The organism is Ralstonia sp. 110700041-2 (assembly GCF_056280165.1).
Window position 1 is genome coordinate 36037 of record NZ_JBSFAI010000002.1, and the last position, 26767, is coordinate 62803.

The window sequence follows — 26767 nt, forward strand, 5'->3', positions numbered from 1 at the left end:
ATCAACGCCCCAGATAGGATTCGATCACACGCTCATCGCGCTTGACGGCATCGAGCGCGCCTTCGGCCAAGACGCTGCCTTCGGCCAGCACAGTCACGCGTCCTTCTGCCCCTGCCAGCGCAGCGACGAACTCCATGTCGTGCTCCACGACCATGATGGAGCACGTGCCGCGCAGGCCATTGAGCAACGCTGCGAGCTGCATCGTTTCTTCGTCCGTCATGCCGGCAACGGGCTCATCGAGCAGCAGAAGTTGCGGTTGCTGCATCAGCAGCATGCCGATCTCCAGCCGCTGCTTCTGGCCGTGCGAGAGCAGCCCGGCGGGCCGATAGGCCTCCGCTTCCAGATGGATGCGACCGAGCGTTTCTTCGATGCGCTGGCGGCCGTCGTTCAGCAGGCGCGCGCGCAGCGAGACCCACCAGCGCTTGTCGGCTTTCATGGCCAGTTCCAGGTTTTCCCACACGGTGTGCTGCTCGAACACGGTCGGCTTCTGGAACTTGCGGCCGATGCCGATCTGCGCGATGCGCGGCTCGGTCAGGCGCAGCAGGTCGATGGTCTGGCCGAGGAAGACACGGCCGGTCACGTCGGCGTTGCGTGGCCCCGTCTTGCCAGTAATCACGTCCATCATCGTGGTCTTGCCCGCGCCGTTGGGCCCGATGATGCAGCGCAGTTCGCCGTGGTCGATCGACAGCGTGAGCGCGTTCAGTGCGCGAAAGCCGCCAAAGCGCACCGTCACATCTTCGAGATACAGGATGGCGCCGTGCGAGACGTCGATGGTGTCCGGCTCGACCAGATGGCCCATGCCGGTGGCGGTGCCGGTCTCCGCGCGGTCGGGGAGTTCGGTGAAGGTGCTCATGCGTGGTCTCCGGTGACGGTCGCGGTTTCATGCGCCTTGGCTTGCGTGGGCGTGCGCCGCTTCATCCGCAGCTTGCCCAGCAGCCCCAGCACGCCGTTCGGCAGATACAGCGTCACCAGCACAAAAATCGCACCGAGCACGAACAGCCAGTACTCCGGCACCCACGCCGTGAGCAACGTCTTGGCCCCGTTGACGAGGAACGCGCCGATGATCGGGCCGATCAACGTGCCGCGCCCGCCCACGGCCACCCACACCGCCATCTCGATGGAATTGCCCGGGGACATCTCGCCCGGGTTGATGATGCCGACCTGCGGTACGTACAGCGCGCCCGCGATGCCGCACAGCACCGCCGAGAACGTCCAGACGAACAGCTTGTAGCCGAGCGGGTTGTAGCCGGAGAACATCACGCGCGCTTCGGCATCGCGGATGGCCGTGACCACGCGGCCGAACTTGGACGTGACGATGGCGCGGCACGCAATGAACGCCAGCACCAGCGCGACGAACGTGGCTACGAAGAGCACGGTGCGCGTAGGCAACGCCGAGATCGGGAATCCGAGGATGCGCTTGAAATCGGTAAAGCCATTGTTGCCGCCAAAGCCAGTCTCGTTGCGGAAGAACAGCAGCATGGCCGCGTACGTCATCGCTTGCGTGATGATCGACAGGTACACGCCCTTGACGCGTGAGCGGAAGGCGAAGAAGCCGAACAGCCACGCCAGCACGCCGGGCACCAGAATCACCAGCAGCATCGCCCACGCGAAGTGCTCGGTGCCGTGCCAGAACCAGGGCAGCTCTTTCCAGTCGAGGAAGACCATGAAGTCGGGCAGATCGCTCTTGTACACGCCCTCGCGTCCGATGGAACGCATCAGGTACATGCCCATCGCGTAGCCGCCCAGCGCAAAGAACACGCCGTGGCCGAGGCTGAGGATGCCGCAGTAGCCCCACACCAGATCGAGCGCCAGCGCCGCCAGCGCGTAGCACATGATCTTGCCGATGAGCGTGAGCGCATACGCCGACAGATGCAGCGGGCTGCCTTCCGGCACGAGCAACGCGCACACGGGCGCGCCAATACACACGATGAGCGACACCAGCACCAGCGCGGACCACCCGCGCCGCGACAGCAACGGCATGCGCGCCGGAATATCGAGTTTGAATTGAGTCGTCATATCAGGCCTCGGCGCTGCGGCCCTTGAGGGCGAACAGCCCCTGCGGACGCTTCTGGATGAACAGCACGATCAGCACCAGCACGATGATCTTCGCCAGCACCGCGCCGTAGAAAGGCTCGATGAACTTGTTGATGAGCCCGAGCCCGAACGCGCCGATGATCGTGCCGGCCAGCTGCCCCACTCCGCCCAGCACCACGGCCATGAACGAATCGATGATGTAGCTCTGGCCAAGGTCCGGCCCGACGTTGCCGATCTGCGAGAGCGCACAGCCGCCCAGCCCGGCAATGCCCGCGCCGAACGCAAACGCGTAGCTGTCGACCTTCCACGTGCGCACGCCAACGCAGGCGGCCATCGTGCGGTTCTGCGTGGTGGCGCGCACGAACAGCCCCAGGCGCGTACGATTGAGCACCGCCCAGGCGATCGCCACCACAGCCAGCGCAAACAGCAGGATGACGAGCCGGTTGTACGGCAGGATCAGCCCGGGATACAGCGCAATGCCGCCGCTCATCCAGCTCGGGTTCGCCACCTCCACGTTCTGCGCACCGAAGATCGAGCGCACCGCCTGCATGAGCAGCAGGCTGATCCCGAAGGTGGCGAGCAGCGTTTCCAGCGGACGGCCGTACAGGTGACGCAGCACCAGCCGTTCCAGCGCAAAACCGACGATGGCCGCCGCCAGGAACGCGGCAGGCAGTGCTGCGGGCAGATACCAGTCGAATGCGCTGGGGAAGTAGGTGCGGAAGATGGTCTGCACCACGTAGGTGGCGTACGCACCGATCATCAGGAACTCACCGTGCGCCATGTTGATGACGCCGATGAGCCCGTAGGTGATGGCCAGCCCGAGCGCCGCCAGCAGCAGCACCGAACCGAGGCTCAGCCCCGCAAACAGGTTGCCGACCAGCTCGGCCTTGCGTTGCTGCGCGGCGAGGCCGTCGAGCGCCTGTTGGGCCGCGGCGCGCAGTTCATCGTCGGCGCCGCTGTCCTTGGCAAGCAACGGGGCGATGCGCTGGCGCGTCTGCGGATTGGTATCGCCCGCAAGCAGCTTGAGCGCTTCGAGCTTCTCGGCATGCGTGCCGTCGTCCAGTGCCAGGTTGGCCCACAGCAGGTCGAGCTTGGCGCGCAGAGCAGTGTCAGTTTCGTGCTTGCGAGCGGCATCGACAATCGGCCGCGATGCTGTCTCGAGATGCGCCAGCAAGGTGTCGACCGCTTGTGCGCGCACGGCACGATCGGGCGATTGCAGCACGAAGCCGCTCGCCGCGCTGTCCACTTGGGCACGCAGGGCATTGTTCAGTGTGAGGGATTGCAGGTCGTCGGCCTTGACGGTGACGGGCTGGCCAGTGATTGCGTCCAGGTATTTCTCGCCGTCCTGACGCACCATGCCGACGGCGGGCGCGAAGAACAGCGCGTCATTCTGCAGAGCTTGCAGGATCGGCCCGGCTTGTTCAGCCGGGGCGGCGGTCAGCGCGTTGAGCGTCTTGACCTTAGCGTCGAAGTCGTCTTCGGCCAGCGGCTTGAGATCGGCCTGGGTCAGGGGTTGTCCGGCAGCCCACGCAGAGGTTTGGGGCATCGCAGCCAGACAGAAGGCGCACAGCAGTGCGGCAAGGGAATGAAACAACCAGCGGGACAAGCGCATCATGGCAATCCGATGCGTGGCGGCCGGTGTTGGGGCCGTCCGCCACGTCGTGCAGCGTCGTTCAAAGGACCGGCCGCGCTGTATGCGCCGCCGGTCCGCCTGATTACTTCACTTCGTCAGGCTTGCCCTCGTTGCCCGAGATGTACGGGCTCCACGGCTTGGCGCGGATCACCGTCGGCGTCTTCCACACGACGTTGAACTGGCCGTCGCCACGCACCTCGCCGATCATGACCGGCTTGCTCAGGTGATGGTTGTTGTTCATCACCAGCGTGAAGCCCGACGGTGCCTTGAACTGCTGGCCGTACATCGCCTTGCGGACCTTGTCCACGTCGGTCGAACCGGCTTTCTCGACAGCCTGCTTCCACATCATGATGCCGACGTAGGTGGCTTCCATCGGGTCGTTGGTGACGCGCTTGTCGCCGCCGGGCAGGTTGTTGGCCTTGACCCATGCAGCCCACTTCTTCTTGAAGTCGTCGTTGACCGGGTTCTTGACCGACATGAAGTAGTTCCATGCGGCCAGATGGCCCACCAGAGGCTTGGTGTCGATGCCGCGCAGTTCTTCTTCACCCACCGAGAAGGCCACCACCGGTACGTCCTTGGCCTTCAGGCCCGCGTTGCCGAGTTCCTTGTAGAACGGCACGTTAGAGTCGCCGTTGATGGTCGACACCACGGCCGTCTTGCCGCCCTGCGCGAACTTCTTGATGTTGGCGACAATGGTCTGATAGTCGGAGTGGCCGAACGGCGTGTAGACCTCTTCGATGTCGCTGTCCTTCACGCCCTTGCTGTGCAGGAACGCACGCAGGATCTTGTTGGTCGTGCGCGGGTAGACGTAATCGGTACCGAGCAGGAAGAAGCGCTTGGCGCCGCCGCCTTCCTTGCTCATCAGGTATTCCACGGCCGGAATGGCCTGCTGGTTGGGTGCCGCGCCGGTGTAGAAGACGTTCTTCGACATCTCTTCGCCTTCGTACTGCACCGGGTAGAACAGCAGGCCATTCAGCTCTTCATAGACCGGCAGCACCGACTTGCGCGACACCGACGTCCAGCAGCCGAACGTCACCGCCACCTTGTCCTGCGTCAGCAGCCCGCGCGCCTTCTCGGCAAACAGCGGCCAGTTCGATGCCGGATCCACCACCACCGGTTCCAGCTTGCGGCCCAGTACGCCGCCGCTCTTGTTGATCTCGTCGATCGTCATCAGCGCGACGTCTTTCAGCGACGTCTCGGAGATGGCCATCGTGCCCGACAGCGAATGCAGGACGCCGACCTTGATCGGTTCTTTTGCCTGAGCAAACGCGAGGCTTGACACGGACAACAGCGTTGCGGCGGCGACGGCAGACAGCTTCAACAGCTCACGACGTTTCATTGCGGCTCCTTGGGTTTATTGGTGGCGAGAACGACTCCCGGGGCCCAAAAGTGCAACTACCGTGCCATCGCATTTGGCTCATTCGAAGGGAAATACGCGCCAAAACGGTGCTGGAACCGCGCCAACTCTGCGCATCTGTTCGTCGGAATGCGCCCGCTTGGGGCGCAGGAAGACAAGCACAAGACAAGCGGAGCGCAAGGACGGGCGATACAAAAAGAAAGGCCGGCATCGCGCCGGCCTCGGGAACTTGAAAAAAGCCAGACTCAGGAATAGCGGCGCGAAATCGATTCGGCGACACACACCGGGCGCTCCTGCCCCTCGCGCTCGATGGTGACGGCCCAGGTCATCTGCGCGCCGGTCAACGTGGGTGCATTCGGCAACGGCGGCAGCGCTTCCATCTCCAACAGCTTGACTCGCGCGCGTACACGGCTGCCCACCGGCACGGGCGCCGTAAAGCGAACCTTGTTCAGGCCGTAGTTCACGCCCATTTTCACGTCGGACATCTCGATCGCGTTGGCCATCAGCATCGGCAGCAGCGACAGCGTCAGAAAACCGTGTGCCACCGGTGCGCCAAACGGCGACTCGCGCCTGGCGCGCTCCACGTCCACGTGAATCCACTGGTGATCGCCCGTGGCCTCGGCAAAGAGGTTCACCTGTTGCTGCGTGATCTCGGTCCAGTCACTCACGGCAACTTCCTGGCCGATCAAACCTTTCAGCTCGTCGAGCGATTCGATGATGCGCATCTGCGTTGTCTCCTTGTTGTGATGCGATGACGTGTCATCAAGCCTTCGGGCGGCGGCCAAACAAGCCCATGCCCGTGACCGTGCACACAAGTTCTCCGCGCTGGTTGCGAGCCTCCCAGCGGTTGACGGCCACGCCGCGGTCCGGCTTTGACTGCGACGGACGCACTTCCATGCAGGTGCTCGACACCGACAGCGTATCGCCCGGATACACCGGCTTCATCCAGCGGATTTCATCCACGCCTGGGGAACCCATGCTGGCTGCCTTGCCGAGGAAGCCGGTGACCATCAGCCGCATCATGATCGAGCAGGTCATCCAGCCGCTCGAAATAATGCCGCCGTAGATGCTGTGCTTGGCGGCCTCTGCATCGATGTGGAATGGCTGCGGATCGTACTGCCGCGCGAAGGTCAGAATCTCGTCTTCGGTGACGGTGTAGGAACCCATCTGCAGCGTGCGCCCGACTTCAAAATCGTCGAAGTAGAACTCGTACGATCGTGTGGCCTCTGCCCTTTCGTTCTCTGCCATGTCGTCTCCTCCAAATGACAACGCCCCGCACGAATGCGGGGCGTTCAGGTTTGCCGTTACGCCGCCTGCTGGAAGCCGGGCAGCGATGTGAAGCGTGCGAGGTGATGATCCACGTCGCCCAGCGTCGTGTTGATCATCGTCAGCCGCTTGAACATGTGCGCGGCGGGCAGTTCGTTCGTCACGCCCATGCCGCCGTGCAGTTGCACCGCTTCCTGGCCAACGTCACGCGCCGCCTGGCCGACACGTGCCTTGGCAGCAGACACATAGCGGCGGCGCGCCTCGACATCGCCATCTTCAAAATGCGCAGCGGCAAGATACGTGATCGAACGCGCCTGCTCGCCATGGATGAACATGTCGACCATGCGATGCTGCAGCGCCTGGAAGCGCGCGATGGGCACGCCAAACTGCTGGCGGGTCTTGGTGTACTCCAGCGTTGCGGCGTTCAGCGCATCGATCAGGCCGATCGCTTCTGCGCACAACAGCACGCAGCCAAGATCGGCTACGGCGTCGATGGTCTCCCACGCTTCGCCGGCCTTGCCCAGCAGCGTTGCCGGCGCGTTGTCGAAGCGGATATCCGCAGCGTGCAGGTTGTCGATCGTGCGGTAATCCTTGACCGTCACGCCGGCGGCATCACGGTCGACCACGAACAGCGACAGGCCCGACGTATCACGCGCTTCGCCGCCCGTGCGCGCCGAGACGATCAGCTTGTCTGCCTGCGCGCCATGCACCACAACCGCCTTCTCGCCGGTGAGCGTCCAGCCGCTGCCCTGCTGCGCAGCACGCGTGGTGACATTGAAAAGCTCGTAACGCGATTGGCGCTCGCCAAAGGCAATGGCCAGCTTCACGGCGCCGCCAGCGACTTCTTCCAGCAACCCTTCCTGGCCGCCCGCGAGCTTCAGCGCCTGGGCACCCAGCACGGTGGCCTGATACGGCTCCACGACCAGGCCGCGGCCCAGTTCCTGCATCACCACCAGCAAGTCCATCGCACGGCCGTCAAAACCGCCTTGTGCTTCGGGCACTGGCAGCGCGGTCAGGCCCAGTTCTGCCAGTGCATCCCAATGGCTCTGCGACACACCTTCCGGCGAATACACCACCTTGTTGCGCGCTTCAAAGCCGTAATCCTTCTCAATGAAGCGGCGCACCGCATCGGCAAGTTGCTTCTGTTCGTCGGTGAACGAGAAATCCATGTTTGTCTCCGCTATGTGTTCTGTCGCCGTTCTGGTCAGACGCCAAGGATCATCTGCGAGATGATGTTGCGCTGGATCTCGTTCGACCCGCCGTAGATCGAGGTCTTGCGATAGTTGAAGTAGTACGGCGCGAGCGGTGCGGCGTCGTTGTCGCCCGTCACGGCCTGCAAGGTGTCGCCTTCGAGGTAGCTCGGATCGAACGGCTGGGCGTACGGCCCCGCGGCCTCGACCATCAACTCGGTCAGCATCTGCTGGATCTGCGTGCCCTTGATCTTGAGCAGCGACGCCTCGGGGCCCGGGCCCTTGCCGGCGTTCTCGCTCGACACCACACGCAGCACCGTCATCTCCAGCGCCAGCAGTTCGATTTCCAGCGAGGCTACCTTGGCACCGAATACCGGATCCTGCAGCAGCGGCTTGCCGTTCTTCTGGTGTTGCTGGGCGACACGCTTGAGAAACGCCAGTTCGCGCTTGGAATTGCCCACACGCGCAATGCCCGTGCGCTCGTGGCCGAGCAGGTACTTGGCGTACGTCCAGCCGCGGTTCTCATCACCGATCAGGTTTTGAACCGGCACCTTCACGTTGTCGAAGAAGACTTCGTTCACCTCGTGCTCTTCGTCGAGCATGATGATCGGGCGCACGGTGATTCCTGGCGTCTTCATATCGATCAACAGGAACGAAATACCCTCTTGCTTCTTCGCGTCCGGATCCGTGCGGACCAGACAGAAGATCATGTCGGCGTGTTGGCCGAGCGTGGTCCACGTCTTCTGGCCGTTGACGATGTAGTGATCGCCTTCGCGCACGGCACGCGTCTTCACCGAGGCCAGATCGGAACCGGACCCCGGCTCCGAATAGCCCTGGCACCACCAATCGGTGCAATCAACGATGCGCGGCAGGAAGTAGCGCTTCTGCGCTTCATTGCCGTACTTCATGATGACGGGCGCGACCATGCTGACGCCGAACGGCAGAACGCCGGGCGCGCCGACCCGCGCGCACTCTTCGTCCCAGATGTGCTTTTGGATGGGGGACCAGCCGGTACCGCCCCACTCGACCGGCCAATGCGGCACCGACCAGCCCTTGCCCGCGAGCGCCTTGTGCCAGCGAACGAAATCTTCGCGGTTCAGGCGCCGGTGGTTCAACACCTTGTCCTGGATGTCCTTGGGCAGATTGGCTTCCAGCCAGCTGCGGACTTCCTGGCGGAACGCATCATCGGCCGCCGAGTAGTTCAGATCCATGCCTGTCTCCTGTGGTTGGCTCCCCACCGTGGCAAATCGGTGGAGAACGTTCTGTCGGACCGGCGCGGACCTGAATCGGGGCTGCTAGTGCACGGGCTGCTTGAGCGCGTCGGGCACCAGCAGCGGCATCACGTCGATGCCTTCCTCCGCCAGTTCCTGCGCTTCCTCCCGAGATGTCGTCCCGCGAATGCCCCGCTCCGGCGCCTCGTTGTAATGCATGCGGCGCGCCTCTTCTGCAAACCGCTCGCCGACGTCCTCGGTATTGGCAAGGACATGGCGCACGGCTTTCAGGTAGAGCTGTTGCAGGGCTGCGGGCGAACCGCCCTCGCCCTCGACCGCCTTGCCGGCCCCGCCCTTCTGGGCGGTCTCCGCACGAGACGACGACAGGTTCAGGCGCGGCGCACTCGGCAAGCGCTCAACCTCGTTGTGACCGCAAACTGGGCACGTCAATAGCCCGCGCTTTTGCTGCGATTGCAAGTCGGCATCGGAGCCGAACCAGCCTTCGAAGCGGTGGTCATTGGCACAACGGAGGTCCAGCACTTTCATGATCGGTCCAGCGCATGGGGACGAGTGTATCCCCGATTCGAAAATTTGTGAACGGTCGTGCTAATTTTTTCGCACGACCGTTCGCCATGATAGCGGCAATAGGAAAACGGTCTGATCAAGCGAGGATCACAAGCGGCTCAGACGGCACCTGGCGTCCATGCTCCGGACAGAATCTTCTCGAGCCAGAACGTGCCGATGATGGTCTTCACGTCGGAAATCTTGCCTTCGCGCACCCAATCGATCAGTTGGCCGGCCGGCGTGACGAAGGTCTCGAGAAATTCGCCTTCATCCAGCATTGCCGCGCCCTGCTTGAGATCGCGCGCGAGATAGATGTCGATGAACTCGGTGGAATACGAAATGACGGGGTGAATGCGCGTGAGGTACTCCCAGCGCTCGGCCGTGTAGCCGGTTTCCTCGCGCAGTTCGCGCTTGCCGCATGTGAGCGCGCCTTCCTGCGGATCCAGCTTGCCGGCGGGGAATTCAATCATCACCTTGCCAACCGGGTAGCGGAACTGACGCTCCATCAGCACCGTACCGTCGTCGAACAACGGGATCATCATTACCGCGCCTGGGTGGATGAGATATTCGCGGCTGGCGTTGCGGCCGTCCGGCAGGCGGACGATGTCGTGCTTGAGCGTGAGAAATTTACCCTGGTGCATCAGCGCGGATGCAACTTGCGTCTCGCGCAGACCGGCGTCGGGGTCCTGCGTCGCATCAGGGGCTTCGTTCAGAGGGGTGTGATCGGACATGGCGCTCTCTCATGCCGAGACAGCGGGAACCTGCCCGGCGGGAATTAACGGGAATCGCGGGGATGGCGAACCAGGTATTGCCACGTAAAGCCCGGAAACGCGAACACCAGCATCAGGCAAGCGGTGATCGCGTAGAACTGCCAACCCTGGGGAAACGCATTACCCTGGCTCGATTCGATACCGAAGCCGATGAGCCCCACCACAACATACATGGCAACCAGCTCGGCGCCGCGCAGCCAGAACGGCTTGCGCGGCCAGCGTGCCGGCACCAGCGCCAGCACGCGTTGATTGACGAACGGCAGGTTGGCACAAATCAGTGCCAACACGATGACAAATAGACCGCCCGTCGATGTGTTCATGGCGCTCCGCGTTTTACGAAGCCAGCGTCAGGCGGATGGCCTGATAGCACACGGCCATCAGGCCAGCCGGGAAGATACCCAGCAACAGCACCAGCAAGCCATTGACCGACAGCAGCGAGCGCAGGCCGAAGGAGGCTTCAACGGGGCCTTCGTCAGCCGGCACATCGAAGTACATGACCTTGATGACACGCAGGTAGTAGAACGCACCCACCAACGAAAACAGCACCGCCACAACGGCCAGCCACGGCATACCGGCATCGACCACCGCACCCAGGACCGACAGCTTGGCGTAGAAGCCAACCGTCGGCGGCAGGCCTGCCAGCGACATCATGATGAACAGCATCAGCAGGGCAAACCACGGGCTCTTCTTCGACAAGCCCTTGAGGTCGGCAATCTCTTCCGCCTCGTAGCCTTTGCGCGCCAGCAGCAGGATGATGCCGAACGCGCCCAGCGCAGTCAGTACGTAGGTGATGGCGTAGAACATCGACGCACTGTAGGCCTGTGCCGTCAGATCCGGCTTGCCGGAACTGACGCCCGACACGAGGCCCAGCAGCAGGAAGCCCATATGCGAGACGGTCGAGTAGCCCAGCAGACGCTTGAAGTTGGTTTGCACAACGCCGGTGATATTGCCGATGGCCAGCGACACAACGGCCAGCACAATCAGCATGTTCTGCCAGTCGAACGCCAGCGGCAGCAGGCCTTCAACCAGAATGCGCAGCGTCATCGCGAACGCAGCAACCTTCGGGGCGCCGGCAATCAGCAACGTCACGGCCGTCGGCGAGCCTTGGTACACGTCCGGCACCCACATGTGGAACGGTGCCACACCCAGCTTGAAGCCGAGCCCGGCAACGATGAACACTACGCCGAACACGAGAATCGTCTTGTTGATCTCGCCGTTCTTGATGGCGTCAAACACCTTGCCCAGTTCCAGCGAGCCGGTGGCGCCATACAGCATCGACATGCCATACAGCAGCAGGCCCGAGGCCAGCGCACCCAGGATGAAATACTTCATGGCCGATTCGGACGACACGTTCGAACGGCGACGCAGCGCAACCAGTGTGTACGACGCCAGCGACAACAATTCAAGGCCCAGATAGAGCACGAGGAAGTTGTTGCCGGTGATCATCACCACCTGGCCGCCCAGTGTGAACAGGGCGAACATGTAGAACTCACCCGCATACATGTCACGGTCGGCCAGATAGCGGCGCGTGTACACCAGCGTGGCAAACAGCGTCAGCGCACAGAACGACGCCAGCACGTTGGCCATCGGATCGATCACCGCCATGTTGCCGAAGACGTAGTGCGTCTCACCGTTCGCAGCGTTCAGCGCAAACCACACCGCCAGCACCAGCGTAATCACCAACGAAACCGGATAGGCCACGCTGCTTCGTTTCTGGCCGCGTGCCAAGTCAATCCAGTTGACGGCACCAATGCCCAGCGCGAGAAAAACGATTGGGGCAAAAGCCGCAATAGAGGAGGACGATTGCATAGTTTCTTCTCGCTGCTTACAGCTTCGACTGAGCCACGTGGGTCAGCAGATTGACCACGGACGCATGCATGACATCGGTGAAGGGCTTCGGATACAGGCCCATGTACAGGGTGGCGATCGCGAGCACGCCCAGCATGAAGAACTCGCGGCAATTCAGGTCCTTCAGCTCGGCCACATGCTTGTGCGTCACATCACCGAAGATCACGCGCTTGACCATCCACAGCGAATACGCTGCGCCAAAGATCAGCGCCGTGGCGGCCAACAAGCCAATCCAGAAGTTGAACTTGACGGAACCCAGGATCACCATGAATTCGCCGACGAAACCGGAGGTTGCCGGCAGGCCGCAGTTGGCCATCGCAAAGAAGACCGACAGCGCCGCAAACTTCGGCATCGTGTTCACCACACCGCCGTAATCGGCAATCTGACGCGAATGCACGCGGTCATACAACACGCCAATACACAGGAACATTGCGCCTGAGATGAAGCCGTGCGAGATCATCTGGACGATACCGCCCTCCACACCGATCTCGTTGAAGATGAAGAAGCCCAGCGTGACGAAGCCCATGTGCGCGATCGACGAATACGCGACCAGCTTCTTCATGTCGGCCTGCACCAGCGCCACCAGACCGATGTAGATCACGGCAACCAGCGAGATCGCGATGATGAACGCGGACAGGCTGTGGCTGGCGTCCGGCGCGATCGGCAGGGAGAACCGCAGGAAACCGTAGGCGCCCAGCTTCAGCATGATGGCAGCCAGCACAACGGAGCCGCCGGTCGGGGCTTCCACGTGGGCGTCCGGCAGCCAGGTGTGCACCGGCCACATCGGCACTTTCACGGCAAAGGCCATGAAAAACGCGAGGAAGATCAGGACCTGCTCGTTCATCGACAGCTTGACCTGATGCCACTGCAGGATTTCGAACGTGCCGCTGTGGAAATACAGATACAACAGCGCAACCAGCGTCAGCAACGAACCAAGCAGCGTGTACAGGAAGAACTTGAATGCCGCGTAGACGCGGTTCGGGCCGCCCCACACACCGATGATGATGTACATCGGGATCAGCGTGGCTTCGAAGAACACGTAGAACAGCAGACCGTCGAGCGACGCAAACACGCCGATCATCAGACCGGACAGGATCAGGAACGCGGCCATGTATTGCGCCACGCGCTCGGTGATGACTTCCCAGGCGGCAATGACGACGATGACGGTGATGAACGCGGTCAGCACCACGAACCACATCGAAATGCCGTCGACTCCAAGGTAGTAGCTGATGTGGAAGCGCTCGATCCACGACGATTTCTCAACGAACTGCATCGCAGCCGTCGTCTTGTCGAAACGCGTGATGAGCGGGAGCGTCATCACGAAGCTGATTACGGAGCCGATCAGCGACATCCAGCGGACATAACCGGGATTGCGGTCTGAGCCCGAGGCCAGCACCAGCACGCCGAAGAAGATCGGCAGCCAGATCGCAAAAGACAGAACCATTTTTGTAATCCCTTATTTGCCTGCCAGAAACACGAAATACGTCAGCAGCCCAACCGTGCCGATGATCATCGCGAACGCATAGTCATAGATGAAGCCGGACTGGAGCAGGCGCACGACGGTCGCGAACCAGCCCACCAGACGCGCGCTGCCGTTGACGACAACACCGTCGATCACACCTTGATCGCCGCCCTTCCACAGGCCACGGCCAAACTTGACCGCACCGTTGGCAAAGACGATCTCGTTGATCTTGTCCATGTAGTACTTGTTGTCCAGCAGCTTGTAGACGCCGGAGAACCGCTTGGCGATTGCTGCCGGAATATCCGGGCGCTTCAAGTAGAAGAACCACGACAGCACCACACCCGCCAGCAGCAGGATGAACGGTGCCGACGTAAAGCCGTGCAGCGCCATCTCGACCCAACCGTGGAAGTCTTCGGCCAGCACCTTCATTGCTTCGTGGTTGTCAGCATTGAAGATGACCTCCGAGAACACAACACCGTGCTTGAAGAACTCGCCGAACAGCATCGGCTGGATTGCCATCGCACCGATGATGACCGAAGGAATCGCGAGCAGCACCAGGGGGACCGTCACCACCCACGGCGACTCGTGCGGCTTCTGACCCGGAGCCAGGCCGTGGTGATGGTCAGCGGTTTCCTCTTCGTCCACGTGATTGCCTTCGTGATGCGAGTGTTCCTTGCCGAAACGCTCTTCACCGTGGAACACCAGGAAATACATGCGGAACGAGTAGAACGCGGTCACGAACACGCCAGCCAGCACAGCCCAGTAGGCAAAGCTGGCGCCCGGCAGGTGCGATTCGCGCACCGCTTCGATGATCGAGTCCTTCGAGTAGAAACCTGCAAAGAACGGCGTGCCAATCAGCGCCAGCGACCCCACCAGCGATGTCAGCCACGTGACCGGCATGTACTTGCGCAAGCCGCCCATGTTGCGCATGTCCTGATCGTGGTGCATGCCGATGATGACCGAGCCCGCGCCGAGGAACAGCAGCGCCTTGAAGAACGCGTGCGTCATCAGGTGGAACACCGCGACTTGGTAAGCCGACGCGCCCAGCGCGACGGTCATGTAACCGAGTTGAGACAGCGTCGAGTACGCCACCACACGCTTGATATCGGTCTGGATGATGCCCAGGAAGCCCATGAACAGCGCGGTAATGGCGCCGATGATCAGCACGAACGACAGCGCGGTGTCCGACAGTTCGAACAGCGGCGACATGCGCGCGACCATGAAGATACCGGCGGTCACCATGGTGGCCGCGTGAATCAGTGCGGAGATCGGGGTCGGGCCTTCCATCGAGTCCGGCAGCCACACGTGCAGCGGGAACTGCGCCGATTTACCCATCGCGCCGATAAACAAGCAGATACAAGCGACCGTCAGCATGTGCCAGTCAGTACCCGGGAAGCCAATCGTGGCCAGGTTGTCGCGGGCAGCGAACACATCGGCGTAGCTCAGGCTACCGCTGTACGCCAGCAACAGGCCGATACCGAGCACGAAGCCGAAGTCACCCACGCGGTTGACCAGGAACGCTTTCATGTTGGCGTAGATGGCCGTCGGACGCTTGAACCAGAAGCCGATCAGCAGGTACGACACCAAACCCACCGCCTCCCAGCCGAAGAACAGCTGCAGGAAATTGTTGCTCATCACGAGCATCAACATCGAAAAGGTGAACAGCGAGATGTACGCGAAGAAACGGTTATAGCCGTCGTCTTCCGCCATGTAGCCAATGGTGTAGATATGCACCATCAGCGAGACGAAGGTCACCACGCACATCATCATCGCCGTGAGCGAATCGATGAGGAAGCCGATTTCCATCTTCAGCGAGCCAACCGTCATCCATCCATAGACGGTGCCGTTGTAACCGGCGCCATTGATGACGTCGGACAGCGTCAGCGCTGACAGAATGAAGGCGATCGCGACACCGAGGATGGTGACGCTGTGGGATGCCGTGCGGCCGATCTTCTCGCCAAAGAACTTGGTGCCGAACAGCCCGGCGATCGCCGCGCCGGCCAGCGGCGCGAGCGGGATCGCCAGCAGCAGGTTGGGATTGAGCGTGGTAGCCATGGAACGCTTCTTTTAGGTGGATGCGGAGGTCAGCCCTTGAGGCTGTCCAGATCGTCGACGTTGATGGTGTCCAGATTACGGAACAGCACCACCAGGATGGCGAGACCGATCGCGGATTCCGCCGCGGCCACCGTCAGGATGAAAAACACGAACACCTGCCCCGCCAGATCGCCCAGGTAATGGGAGAACGCGACGAAGTTCAGGTTGACCGCCAGCAGCATCAGTTCGATCGCCATCAGCAGCACGATGACGTTCTTGCGGTTCAGGAAGATGCCGACGATGCTGATGGCAAACAGCACCGCGCCGAGCACGAGGTAATGGGCAAGGGATAGCGAAGACATATGGGTTCTCCCGGGGCTCAGCTGTTGGATTCAGCCGAAGCTGCGCCAGCCGATTTTTCCGCCGGCATCGAGACCAGACGCACGCGGTCCTTGCGCTTCACGCGGATTTGATCAGACACGTTCTGTGCCTTGGTGTCCTTGCGGCGGCGAGCGGTCAGAGCCACGGCCGCGACAATCGCCAGCAGCAGCACCGCGCCAGCCACTTCAAAGGCGTAGATGTAATCGGTATAGATGAGCTTCCCGAGCGCCTGTGTGTTCGGGCCGGTGAAGCCCTTCGGCAGCTCCTGCACGGGCTGTACGCGCCCCATGAAGGTCTTGGTCAGCACGACAGCCATTTCCAGGATGATGACCACGCCCACGAAGGCTGCCATCGGTACGTAGGTCCAGAAATCGCGTCGCAGGTGTTCGATGTCGATATCGATCATCATCACCACGAACAGGAACAGCACCATCACTGCCCCAACGTAGACCAGCACCAGCGTGATGGCGAGAAACTCCGCCTTGAGCAGCATCCAGATCGCCGCCGCGGTGAAGAACGAGAGCACGAGGAACAGCGCCGCGTGCACCGGGTTCTTCGCGGTGATGACCTTCAGCGCTGCGAGCACCAGCACGAGCGCGAAACAGTAGAAGATGATCGTCGTGATTTCCATGATCCTGGCACGGGCCGTTTTGCGGCACGCGCTTATCCAAAGCCGCGATGGCGTGACGCCACCGCAACTGGTTGGCTCTCGAGGAGCCGTTGTCCAACCGGGATGTCAACTGCACCGCCCGCCAACTGCACGGCGGACGTCCTGACTCAGCGGTACTTCGCGTCGGCCGCCTTGTTGGCCGCAATTTCCGGCTCGAAGCGATCACCCACGGCCAGCAGCATGTCTTTGGTGAAATACAGGTCGCCGCGCTTTTCACCGTGGTATTCCAGGATGTGCGTCTCGACGATGGCGTCCACCGGGCAAGCCTCTTCACAGAAGCCGCAGAAAATACACTTGGTCAGGTCGATGTCGTAGCGCGTGGTGCGGCGAGTGCCGTCGTCGCGCTGATCCGATTCGATCGTGATGGCCAGGGCCGGGCACACGGCTTCACACAGCTTGCAAGCGATGCAGCGTTCTTCGCCATTCGGATAGCGACGCAGTGCATGCAGGCCGCGGAAGCGCGGCGACAGCGGCGTCTTCTCTTCCGGAAAGAGAACAGTGATCTTGCGCGCAAACAGATAGCGCCCGGTCAGAGCCAGCCCCTTGAAGAGTTCCTTCAGGAGCAGGCTGTTAAAGAATTCCTTGATGGCAAGCAACATGGTGCCTTCCTATTGTCCCGTTACTTCCAGATGTTCCACGGCGACACCAACCAGATGGCGACGACGACAAGCCAGCCCACAGTGAGCGGAATGAAGATCTTCCAGCCCAGACGCATGATCTGGTCATAGCGATAACGCGGGAACGATGCACGCAGCCAGATGAAGACCGACAGCAGCAGGAAAACCTTGATCAGCAGCCAGAAGAAGCCCGGAATCCAGTTGAGGACCGGTGCGTCGATCGGCGAAGCCCAGCCGCCCAGGAACAGCGTCGCCGTCAGCGCCGAGATCACGATCATGTTGATGTACTCGGCCAGGAAGAACAGCGCGAACGCCATGCCCGAGTATTCGATCATGTGGCCGGCCACGATTTCGGATTCACCTTCCACCACGTCAAACGGATGGCGGTTCGTTTCAGCTACACCCGAGATGAAGTAGACGCCGAACATCGGCAGCAGCGGCAGCCAGTTCCACGACAGGATGTTGATACCGTGACCTGCAAAGAAACCGCGGTTCTGCGAGTTGACGATGTCCGACAGGTTCAGGCTGCCCGTTACCATCAGCACGGTCACGAGCGCGAAGCCCATGGCGATTTCGTACGAAATCATTTGTGCCGAAGCACGCATCGCACCCAGGAACGCGTACTTCGAGTTCGAAGCCCAGCCCGCCAGAATCACGCCGTATACGCCCACCGAGCTGATCGCCATCACGTACAGCAGGCCAGCGTTGATGTTCGACACCATCGCCTCGGCCTGGAACGGAATCACCGCCCAGATCGCCACGGCGGGCATCAGCACCATCAGCGGCGCGATGATGTACATGCCACGGCTGACCGCGCTCGGCACCATGACTTCCTTGAGCAGCAGCTTGAGCACGTCGGCAATCGGCTGCAGCAGGCCCATCGGGCCCACGCGGTTCGGGCCCAGACGCACGTGCATCCAGCCGATGAGCTTGCGCTCCCACAGGATCAGGTAAGCCACGCACAGCAGCAGCGGCAGAATGATGCAGACCGCACGGACCAGCGTCCAGACCAGCGGCCACCAGCCACCGAAGGTGGCGGTACCGAAAGAAGTAATCGACTCGATCATGTTGACCCTTACACCGTAGCCGCCAGCGCGGACGATTCAACCTTCTCAACGCTTACCGCCCCGAACATGGCACCCAGCTGAGCCGACGCCTCGGTAGCGGCGGGCACACGGATCACGCCGGAAGCCAGCGACTTGTCCAGCACGGCCGGCAGCACCACGCTGCGCTGCCCTTGCGTCACGCGCACGGCGTCACCATTGGCCAAGCCCAGTTGTGCGTAGAGATCGGCCGGCACGCCAGCGCGCACGGCCGCGCGTGCCGCAGCCGTCAGTTGCAGAGAACCAGCGCGGCGCACGATCGGATCAGCGTGGTAGATCGGCACATCGGCCAGACGTTCGAGGCCTGCTGCGGCGGCGGCCGGAGCAGCGGTCAGCGCCGTCGTCGTGTTCGACAAACGGGCGGTGACCGGCTTGGCCAGTACTTCGTCGCGCACCACTTCGGAGCTGTCGTATTCGAAGCCCGACACGTTCAGCAGGTTGCCCAGCACGCGCAGGACCTTCCACGCCGGACGCGAATCGCCCAGGCTGCGCACAACGCCGTTGAAGCTTTGCGGCAGACCTTCGCAGTTCACAAAGGTGCCCGAGGTTTCCGTGAACGGCGCCGTCGGCAGCAGCACGTCGGCGTACTCGAGTGCAGCGCGGGAGGCAAACGGCGCCAGCACGATCACCGTGTCAGCCTGGTCCAGTGCCGCACGGGCCTGCCCAGGGTTCGCGGTATCGAATTCCGGCTCGGCACCCAGCAGCACGTAAGCACGACGCGGTTGCGCCAGCATGGCGGCGGCGTCCAGACCATTGCCTTGCGGCAACGCACCGGCAACGTAGCCGCCCACGGTGTTGGCCGCTTCCGTCAGGAAACCCAGCGTCGCGCCGGTCTGCTGCGCCACCCACTGGGCCAGCGCATGCAGTTGCGAGAACTGCGGATGCGCCACAGCAGCGTTACCGAGGAACACAGCCTTACGCTCTCCCGACGCAAGGCTCGCAGCGATGCGCTTGGCAACGTCACCGGCTTCGATGCTATCGGTGCCACCCGGGCGGGCAACGTTGTTGGCAGCCGCCACCGCCACCGCAACTTGCGACAGCAGCGACAGCCATTGCGACGGCGCGCCCAGCAACTGCGTAGCAGGCATCAGCAAATCTTCGCCACCTGCGCCGATCACGCTCAGTTGCGCACCCTTCTTGCCTGCCTGACGCAGACGCGCGGCCAGCAGCGGGTGATCCTTGCGCAGGAAAGAGCCTACGACCAGCGTACGCTGCAGCAGCGACACGTCGGCGATCGGCATGCCGAGCCACGGAGCGCCCGTCGGCTTGACCGAGAAATCGGACTGACGCAGACGGAAGTCGACGTTGTCGCTGCCAATGCCGCGCACCAGTTTTTGCAACAGGAACAGCTCTTCCAGCGTGCTGTGCGGGCTGGCCAATGCACCAATCTGCTCTGCGCCGTGATCACGCTTGATTTCGTTGAGGCCGTTGGCCACGTATTCCAGCGCGGTGGTCCAGTCGACCGCCTTCCACTGACCGCCTTGCTTGAGCATCGGCTGGGTCAGGCGGTCGTCGCTATTCACGCCTTCATAGGCGAAACGGTCCTTATCGGACAGCCAGCATTCGTTGATGGCTTCGTTGTCCAGCGGCAGAACGCGCATCACACGCTGATTCTTCGTCTGGACGATCACGTTGGCGCCCAGGCCATCGTGCGGCGACACCGACTTGCGGCGTGCCAGTTCCCACGTACGGGCCGAATAGCGGAACGGCTTGCTGGTCAGCGCACCAACGGGGCACAGGTCGATCATGTTGCCCGACAACTCGGAGTCAACGGTCTGACCGACGAACGTCGTGATCTCGGAATGCTCGCCGCGGTTGAGCATGCCCAGTTCCATCACGCCGGCAATTTCCTGGCCGAAACGGACGCAGCGCGTACAGTGAATGCAGCGCGTCATTTCTTCCATAGAGATCAGCGGGCCCACATTCTTGTGGAACACCACACGCTTCTCTTCCTGGTAGCGCGATTCAGACTTGCCGTAGCCCACGGCCAAGTCCTGCAACTGGCACTCGCCGCCCTGGTCACAGATCGGGCAATCCAGCGGGTGGTTGATCAGCAGGAACTCCATCACGGACTTCTGCGCCTTCACTGCCTTCTCGGAATTTGTGAAGACCTTCATGCCCGCGGTGACGGGCGTGGCGCAGGCCGGCAGCGCCTTGGGCGCCTTCTCGACCTCGACCAGGCACATCCGGCAGTTGGCCGCGACCGACAGTTTGCGGTGATAGCAGAAGTGAGGAATGTAGGTGCCCGTCTGGCGAGCCGCCTCCATCACCAGGCTGCCTTCGGCAACCTCGACCTTCTTGCCATCGATTTCGATTTCAACCATGTTCTGCCACGCTTAAATGTAGGTGGGCACCATGCACTGCTTGTGTTCGACGTGATACGCGAACTCATCCCAGTAGTGCTTGAGCATGCCGCGGACCGGCATCGCAGCGGCATCGCCGAGTGCGCAGATGGTCCGGCCCATGATGTTTTCGGCCACGTTGTTCAGCAGGTCCAGGTCTTCCTGGCGGCCCTTGCCGTGCTCGATGCGGTCGACCACGCGGTACAGCCAGCCCGTGCCTTCGCGGCACGGTGTGCACTGGCCGCACGACTCTTCGAAATAGAAGTACGACAGGCGCAGCAGCGACTTCACCATGCAACGCGTTTCGTCCATCACGATCACTGCACCCGAGCCCAGCATCGAACCAGCCTTGGCGATCGAGTCGTAGTCCATGTCGGAGGCCATCATCAGGTCGGCCGGCACCACGGGCGCCGACGAACCACCCGGGATGACCGCCTTGAGTTTCTTGCCACCGCGCATGCCACCGGCCAGCTCCAGCAGCTTGGAGAACGGCGTGCCGAGCGGAATCTCGTAGTTGCCCGGACGCTCCACGTCGCCGGACACAGAGAAGATCTTCGAGCCACCGTTGTTCGGCTTGCCCATCTTCAGGTAGTTGTCCGGACCGATCGCGAGCAGGAACGGCACCGCGGCAAAGGTTTCGGTGTTGTTGATGGTGGTCGGCTTGCCGTACAGGCCAAAGCTTGCCGGGAACGGCGGCTTGAAGCGCGGCTGGCCCTTCTTACCTTCCAGCGACTCGAGCAGCGCGGTCTCTTCGCCGCAGATGTACGCGCCATAGCCATGGTGCGCATGCAGCTGGAAGTTGAAGCCGGACCCCAGGATGTTGTCACCGAGGAAGCCTGCAGCGCGCGCCTCTTCTAGGGCCTGCTCGAAGATCTTGTATTCGTTCCAGATCTCGCCGTGGATGTAGTTGTAGCCAACGGTGATGCCCATCGCGTAGCCGCCGATGGCCATGCCTTCGATCAGCGCGTGCGGGTTGTAACGGATGATGTCGCGATCCTTGAACGTCCCCGGCTCGCCTTCGTCCGTGTTGCAGACTAGATACTTCTGGCCCGGGAACTGGCGCGGCATGAAACTCCACTTCAGACCGGTCGGGAAGCCCGCACCGCCCCGGCCACGCAGGCCCGACGCCTTCACGTCGGCAATGACCTGCTCTGGGGTGATCTTCTCGGTGAGGATGCGCTTGAGCTGTTGATAGCCGCCACGCTTGACGTAATCTTCGAGGTGCCAGTTGTCGCCGTTCAGGCCGGCAAGAATCAACGGCTGGATATGTCGATCGTGCAGAGAGGTCATTTACTTGCCTGCTCCGTTGGTCGGCGCCTTCGACTGGAGGTCGGCGATCAGCGCGTCGAGCTTCTCGTTGCTCATGAAGCTGCACATGTGGGTGTTGTTGACGATCATGACCGGCGCATCACCGCACGCGCCCATGCACTCGCCTTCCTTCAGCGTGAAGGTGCCGTCGGCGGTGGTCTCGTTGAAACCGATGCCCAGCTTCTTCTTCAGGTAGTCGGCAGCACGCTCGCCGCCCGACAGCGCGCACGGCAGATTCGTGCACACCGACAGCTTGAAGCGGCCCACCGGCTTGGTGTCGTACATGTTGTAGAACGTCGCCACTTCCTCGACCCACACCGGCGGCATTTCGAGGTACTCGGCCACGAACTGCATGACTTCGGGCGAGACCCAGCCTTTCTCGCTCTGCGCGACCGCCAGCGCCGCCATCACGGCGGACTGCTTCTGGTCGGCGGGATATTTCGCGACCGCCCGGTCGATTTCCTTGAGAGCTTCTGCTGATAGCATGTTCGTTGCGATTGGTGCGGGACGCGGGGCGTGTTACCTAACTACCTTACCCCGGCGTGCGTCCTCGTTTCACAGCCGCGCTTGCCTGCGCGTCAAACCGTTGTTTCCTGCGGGTTCAGCGATCGATCTCGCCAAACACGATGTCTTGCGTACCGATGATCGTCACCGCATCGGCAATCATGTGACCCTTCGCCATTTCGTCAAGCGCGGCCAGATGAACGAAGCCCGGTGCGCGGATCTTCAAGCGGTACGGCTTGTTGGCGCCGTCGGAGATTGCATAGATGCCGAACTCGCCCTTCGGGTGCTCAACAGCGGCATACGCCTCGCCTTCGGGCACATGCATACCTTCCGTGAAGAGCTTGAAGTGGTGAATCAGCTCTTCCATGTTGGTCTTCATGTCCACACGCGACGGCGGCGCCACCTTGTGGTTATCGGTGATCACAGGGCCCGGGTTTTTGCGCAGCCACTCGATGCACTGGCGAATGATGCGATTGCTCTGGCGCATTTCTTCCACGCGCACCAGATAACGGTCGTAGCAATCGCCGTTCACGCCAACCGGGATGTCGAAATCGATGCGGTCGTACACCTCATACGGCTGCTTCTTGCGCACATCCCATTCGATGCCCGAACCACGCAGCATCGCACCGGAGAAACCTTTGTTAAGCGCACGCTCCGGGCTCACCACGCCGATACCAACGAGACGTTGCTTCCAAATCCGGTTGTCGGTCAGCAGCGTCTCGTACTCGTCAACGTACTTCGGGAAGCGGTTGGTGAAGTCTTCAATGAAATCAAGCAGCGAACCCGAACGCGTTTGGTTCAGGGCGGCCAGCGCCTTCTCGTTGCGCACCTTGGATGCCTTGTATTGCGGCATCGTGTCAGGCAGGTCGCGATAGACGCCGCCCGGACGGTAGTAGGCGGCGTGCATGCGCGCGCCCGACACCGCCTCATACATATCGAACAGGTCTTCACGCTCGCGGAAGGCGTACAGGAACACCGCCATGGCGCCAACGTCCAGCGCGTGCGAACCAATCCACATCAGGTGGTTCATGATCCGCGTGATTTCGTCGAACATGACGCGGATGTACTGCGCACGCAGCGGCACTTCGAGACCCAGCAGCCGCTCGATTGCCATCACGTAGGCGTGCTCGTTGACCATCATCGACACGTAGTCGAGGCGGTCCATGTACGGCACGCTCTGAATCCACGTCTTCTGCTCAGCGAGCTTTTCAGTCGCGCGGTGCAGCAGCCCGATGTGCGGGTCGGCACGTTGAATGACTTCACCGTCCAACTCAAGCACCAGGCGCAGCACGCCGTGTGCTGCCGGGTGTTGCGGACCGAAGTTCAGGGTGTAGTTCTTGATATCTGCCATGTTCGGGCGCCCTTCAGTGCTTCAGACCACCGTATTGATCCTCACGGATCACACGCGGCGTAATCTCGCGCGGCTCGATGGTGACCGGCTGGTAGACCACGCGGCGCTGCACCGGGTCGTAACGCATTTCAACGTAACCCGACACGGGGAAGTCCTTGCGGAACGGGTGGCCAATGAAGCCGTAGTCGGTCAGGATGCGGCGCAGGTCCGGATGGCCTTCGAACACAAGACCGTAAAGGTCGAACGCTTCGCGCTCGAACCAGTCAGCGGAATTCCAGATCGTGGTCACCGACGACACCACGGGCAGGTCATCGTCCGGCGCAAACACGCGCACGCGAACGCGCCAGTTGTGCGTGATCGACAGCAGATGCGACACCGCAGCGAAACGCGGGCCGTTCCAGGCACCGTCGCCGTAGTCGGCGTAGTCGACGCCGCACAAGTCCATCAGCTGTTCAAATTTGAGCGAAGCGTCGTCGCGCAGCGTGCGCATGGCGTCGAGGTAATCGGCAGCCTTCACCACGAGGGTGAGTTCACCGACCGACTCGGTCAGGCTTTGAACGCGATTGCCCAGCGCCTTTTCCAGCGCGGCCTTCAGGGTGGCAAGCTTGTCGGTCATGTCAGGCCTTGCGCGCGATGGTGTTGGTGCGACGGATCTTGGCCTGCAGCTGAATGATGCCGTAGATCAGTGCTTCGGCCGTCGGCGGGCAGCCCGGCACGTACACGTCGACCGGCACGATGCGATCGCAGCCGCGCACGACAGAATACGAGTAGTGGTAGTAACCGCCGCCGTTCGCGCACGAACCCATCGAGATGACCCAGCGAGGCTCGGCCATCTGGTCGTACACCTTGCGCAGCGCGGGCGCCATCTTGTTGCACAGCGTGCCGGCCACGATCATCACGTCAGACTGACGCGGCGACGGGCGGAACACCACGCCGAAACGGTCCAGGTCATAACGCGATGCGCCCGCATGCATCATTTCCACAGCACAGCAGGCCAGGCCGAACGTCATCGGCCAGAGTGACCCGGTACGGGTCCAGTTGATCAGCTTGTCAGCGGTTGTCGTGACAAAGCCTTCGTTGAGTACGCCTTCGATCGCCATTTCACATCACTCCCAATCGAGCGCGCCTTTTTTCCAGATGTAGACGAAGCCCACGAGAAACTCGAGAAGAAACACGCCCATCGCAAAGAACCCCGGCCAGCCGATCTCACGCAGCGCCACGCCCCAGGGGAAGAGGAACGCGGTCTCCAGATCGAACAGAATGAACAGGATGGCGATGAGGTAATAGCGCACGTCGAACTTCATGCGCGCGTCTTCGAATGCCTCGAAGCCGCACTCGTACGGCGAGAGCTTGTCAGGATCGGGATTGTTCGGACCGAGGACTCGGCCGATGGTCATCAGAGCAAGGCCGAGGCCAACACCGACAACGATGAACAACAGTACGGGGAAATAGGCTTCGAGGTTCAAGGGACGCCCGCCTTTTTGAATGGTTGCAACAGCACTGCCCGCAGGCGGCGCCTTGTCGCCCCATCGAAGGCGCCGGGTCCGCAGCCTTACGACGCCTCGACTGCACGTCGTCTTGCGGAGGGGCCTGCGCGGAACATCCCGTTGAACAGACCCCGAATTTGATTGGTGCCGACGGCGAGACTCGAACTCGCACAGCTTTCGCCACTACCCCCTCAAGATAGCGTGTCTACCAATTTCACCACGTCGGCTGGGGGAAGAAACTCTATCAGGAACGCGGTTAAGACTTAACGCCCTTGCCGTTTCCCGTATTGTTCCAAGCCTTGCATTCTACCGCAAAGCAACGCTTTTGTTCAATGCACAAACAAAAATCTTATCCCTCGCAACGCGCCGAAAAACCTCAACGGCACGCCACGATCGTTGCATCAAATTACTTCGGCACAGCGGGCGCGGAAGCTGCGCCCGAAGCAGCGGCAGGAGCCGAGGCCGCGGGTGCCGATGCCGTGGACGCAACAGGCGCGACCGAACCCATCACACCCGCCGACACGCCGCCCTTGTTGGTGCCGATCAGCGTCAGCGCAAGCGTGGCAACGAAGAACACGGTGGCCAGCACGGCCGTCGTACGCGACAGGAAGTTGGCCGAACCGGTGGCACCAAACAAGCTGCCCGACGCGCCCGACCCAAATGCCGCCCCAACGTCCGCGCCCTTGCCGTGTTGCAGCAGCACCAGGCCGATCACGCCGAGCGCGCTCAGAATTTGCGCCACCAGCAGCAGAGTCTTCAGAATTGCCATTTCGTTTCTCTCAATAATATGTTGCAGCCGCACATGGGTGACATCGCGACTCGATCGGTTGTTTATGCGCGCCCGATCGCCAGGAAATCTTCTGCCTTCAACGATGCGCCGCCGATCAGGCCGCCATCGATGTCCGCCATTGCAAACAATTCGCCGGCATTGTCGGGCTTGACGCTGCCACCGTACAGAATTGACAGACGCTGCGCCACGCCAGCGTCGCGGGCAGCAACACGTGCGCGCAGAAACGCGTGCACAGCCTGCGCCTGCTCGCTCGTCGCGGTCTTGCCCGTGCCAATGGCCCAAACCGGCTCATACGCCACGACGATACGACCAAGTTGCTCGACCGACAGCGCTTCGAGAACTGCATCGAGTTGGCGGGCGACCACCTGCTCGGTCTCACCTGCTTCACGTTGCGCGAGCGTTTCGCCCACACAGACGATCGGGGTAATGCCATGTTCCAGTGCACGCAGCGCCTTGGTCGCCACTTGCGCATCGGTTTCGCCATGGTATGAGCGACGCTCGGAGTGACCGACGATCGCGTAGCCGCAGCCAAACTCCGACAGCATCGACGCCGCCACTTCGCCGGTAAAGGCGCCCCGCGTTTCAGCCGACACATCCTGCGCGCCCCAGCCGACTGCAGAACCGGCGAGCAAGGACTGGCACTGGGCCAGGTACGGGAACGGCACACACACGGCCAGCGTGGCGTTGGTTTTGCCTGCCGCTTTGATCTGTTCAAGCAGCGCGGCGTTCGTGCTCAGACTGCCATGCAGCTTCCAGTTGCCCACCACCAGCTTCGGTCTTGCGTTCACGTTTTGCCCGGTCGACTGTCAAATAAACCCAGCATTCTACCGCGGCGTCAAAAACGG

27 protein-coding genes and 1 tRNA gene are annotated in these 26767 nt (G+C 61.9%); all 28 read right to left on the minus strand.

What is annotated here, in order from left to right; genetic code table 11:
- Position 1 precedes the first annotated feature (1 nt).
- Positions 2-853: an urea ABC transporter ATP-binding protein UrtD gene (gene urtD, locus ACUXH0_RS02685; RefSeq protein WP_012436056.1), complete on the minus strand. Its 852-nt coding sequence runs from the start codon at positions 851-853 to the stop codon at positions 2-4.
- The gene (gene urtC, locus ACUXH0_RS02690; protein ID WP_012436057.1) at positions 850-2016 is read right to left on the minus strand and encodes an urea ABC transporter permease subunit UrtC; all 1167 of its coding nucleotides are present in this window, start codon (positions 2014-2016) and stop codon (positions 850-852) included. The genes urtD and urtC overlap by 4 nt, the downstream gene beginning before the upstream one ends.
- A 1-nt stretch (position 2017) precedes the next feature.
- Positions 2018-3649, minus strand: coding sequence for an urea ABC transporter permease subunit UrtB (urtB, locus tag ACUXH0_RS02695; RefSeq protein WP_012436058.1), 1632 nt, complete (start codon positions 3647-3649; stop codon positions 2018-2020).
- Between the two features lie 100 nt (positions 3650-3749).
- Entirely contained in the window at positions 3750-5006 is a 1257-nt protein-coding gene (gene urtA, locus ACUXH0_RS02700) for an urea ABC transporter substrate-binding protein (protein WP_004630766.1), read from the minus strand.
- A gap of 263 nt (positions 5007-5269) precedes the next feature.
- A complete protein-coding gene (locus tag ACUXH0_RS02705; protein WP_004630769.1) occupies positions 5270-5749 on the minus strand; it encodes a MaoC family dehydratase in 480 nt (159 codons plus the stop codon).
- 37 nt (positions 5750-5786) lie between these two features.
- Positions 5787-6272 (minus strand): MaoC family dehydratase, encoded by a 486-nt coding sequence (locus ACUXH0_RS02710; RefSeq protein WP_012436059.1) that lies wholly within the window; start codon positions 6270-6272, stop codon positions 5787-5789.
- Between the two features lie 56 nt (positions 6273-6328).
- Complete coding sequence (locus ACUXH0_RS02715) at positions 6329-7459, minus strand: acyl-CoA dehydrogenase family protein (protein WP_012436060.1); 1131 nt, start codon at positions 7457-7459, stop codon at positions 6329-6331.
- Between the two features lie 35 nt (positions 7460-7494).
- A complete protein-coding gene (locus tag ACUXH0_RS02720; RefSeq protein ID WP_004630775.1) occupies positions 7495-8691 on the minus strand; it encodes an acyl-CoA dehydrogenase family protein in 1197 nt (398 codons plus the stop codon).
- An 84-nt stretch (positions 8692-8775) separates the two neighbouring features.
- Positions 8776-9237 (minus strand): DUF1178 family protein, encoded by a 462-nt coding sequence (locus tag ACUXH0_RS02725; RefSeq protein ID WP_004630778.1) that lies wholly within the window; start codon positions 9235-9237, stop codon positions 8776-8778.
- Positions 9238-9374: 137 nt separating this feature from the next.
- The gene (locus tag ACUXH0_RS02730) at positions 9375-9986 is read right to left on the minus strand and encodes an NUDIX domain-containing protein (protein ID WP_004630779.1); all 612 of its coding nucleotides are present in this window, start codon (positions 9984-9986) and stop codon (positions 9375-9377) included.
- 44 nt (positions 9987-10030) lie between these two features.
- Positions 10031-10345 (minus strand): DUF2818 family protein, encoded by a 315-nt coding sequence (locus tag ACUXH0_RS02735; protein WP_012436061.1) that lies wholly within the window; start codon positions 10343-10345, stop codon positions 10031-10033.
- Between the two features lie 13 nt (positions 10346-10358).
- Complete coding sequence (gene nuoN, locus ACUXH0_RS02740) at positions 10359-11834, minus strand: NADH-quinone oxidoreductase subunit NuoN (protein ID WP_004630783.1); 1476 nt, start codon at positions 11832-11834, stop codon at positions 10359-10361.
- A gap of 16 nt (positions 11835-11850) precedes the next feature.
- The gene (locus ACUXH0_RS02745; RefSeq protein WP_004630785.1) at positions 11851-13317 is read right to left on the minus strand and encodes an NADH-quinone oxidoreductase subunit M; all 1467 of its coding nucleotides are present in this window, start codon (positions 13315-13317) and stop codon (positions 11851-11853) included.
- A 12-nt stretch (positions 13318-13329) separates the two neighbouring features.
- Positions 13330-15390 carry an NADH-quinone oxidoreductase subunit L gene (gene nuoL / locus ACUXH0_RS02750; protein ID WP_012436062.1) on the minus strand — a complete coding sequence of 687 codons (2061 nt, stop codon included), beginning with the start codon at positions 15388-15390 and terminating at the stop codon, positions 13330-13332.
- A gap of 29 nt (positions 15391-15419) precedes the next feature.
- Positions 15420-15731: an NADH-quinone oxidoreductase subunit NuoK gene (gene nuoK / locus ACUXH0_RS02755; protein ID WP_004630788.1), complete on the minus strand. Its 312-nt coding sequence runs from the start codon at positions 15729-15731 to the stop codon at positions 15420-15422.
- Positions 15732-15748: 17 nt separating this feature from the next.
- A complete protein-coding gene (locus tag ACUXH0_RS02760) occupies positions 15749-16381 on the minus strand; it encodes an NADH-quinone oxidoreductase subunit J (protein WP_004630790.1) in 633 nt (210 codons plus the stop codon).
- 146 nt (positions 16382-16527) lie between these two features.
- On the minus strand, positions 16528-17019 hold the full coding sequence (nuoI, locus tag ACUXH0_RS02765) for an NADH-quinone oxidoreductase subunit NuoI (RefSeq protein ID WP_003261939.1): 492 nt from the start codon (positions 17017-17019) through the stop codon (positions 16528-16530).
- Between the two features lie 20 nt (positions 17020-17039).
- Complete coding sequence (gene nuoH, locus ACUXH0_RS02770; protein WP_012436063.1) at positions 17040-18104, minus strand: NADH-quinone oxidoreductase subunit NuoH; 1065 nt, start codon at positions 18102-18104, stop codon at positions 17040-17042.
- Between the two features lie 8 nt (positions 18105-18112).
- Positions 18113-20464, minus strand: a complete 2352-nt coding sequence (nuoG, locus tag ACUXH0_RS02775) for an NADH-quinone oxidoreductase subunit NuoG (protein ID WP_012436064.1) — start codon at positions 20462-20464, stop codon at positions 18113-18115.
- 12 nt (positions 20465-20476) lie between these two features.
- Positions 20477-21772, minus strand: coding sequence for an NADH-quinone oxidoreductase subunit NuoF (gene nuoF, locus ACUXH0_RS02780; RefSeq protein ID WP_004630799.1), 1296 nt, complete (start codon positions 21770-21772; stop codon positions 20477-20479).
- Positions 21773-22276 carry an NADH-quinone oxidoreductase subunit NuoE gene (gene nuoE / locus ACUXH0_RS02785; RefSeq protein ID WP_012436065.1) on the minus strand — a complete coding sequence of 168 codons (504 nt, stop codon included), beginning with the start codon at positions 22274-22276 and terminating at the stop codon, positions 21773-21775. It lies immediately after the preceding gene.
- A 115-nt stretch (positions 22277-22391) separates the two neighbouring features.
- Positions 22392-23645 (minus strand): NADH-quinone oxidoreductase subunit D, encoded by a 1254-nt coding sequence (locus ACUXH0_RS02790; protein ID WP_004630803.1) that lies wholly within the window; start codon positions 23643-23645, stop codon positions 22392-22394.
- Between the two features lie 13 nt (positions 23646-23658).
- Positions 23659-24261: an NADH-quinone oxidoreductase subunit C gene (locus ACUXH0_RS02795; RefSeq protein WP_004630806.1), complete on the minus strand. Its 603-nt coding sequence runs from the start codon at positions 24259-24261 to the stop codon at positions 23659-23661.
- A 1-nt stretch (position 24262) separates the two neighbouring features.
- Positions 24263-24745 (minus strand): NuoB/complex I 20 kDa subunit family protein, encoded by a 483-nt coding sequence (locus ACUXH0_RS02800; RefSeq protein ID WP_004630808.1) that lies wholly within the window; start codon positions 24743-24745, stop codon positions 24263-24265.
- 6 nt (positions 24746-24751) lie between these two features.
- Entirely contained in the window at positions 24752-25111 is a 360-nt protein-coding gene (locus ACUXH0_RS02805) for an NADH-quinone oxidoreductase subunit A (RefSeq protein WP_004630810.1), read from the minus strand.
- A gap of 163 nt (positions 25112-25274) precedes the next feature.
- Positions 25275-25359, minus strand: a tRNA-Leu gene (locus tag ACUXH0_RS02810).
- A 179-nt stretch (positions 25360-25538) separates the two neighbouring features.
- A complete protein-coding gene (secG, locus tag ACUXH0_RS02815; protein WP_004630811.1) occupies positions 25539-25901 on the minus strand; it encodes a preprotein translocase subunit SecG in 363 nt (120 codons plus the stop codon).
- Between the two features lie 62 nt (positions 25902-25963).
- Complete coding sequence (tpiA, locus tag ACUXH0_RS02820) at positions 25964-26710, minus strand: triose-phosphate isomerase (protein WP_012436066.1); 747 nt, start codon at positions 26708-26710, stop codon at positions 25964-25966.
- Positions 26711-26767: the final 57 nt, after the last annotated feature.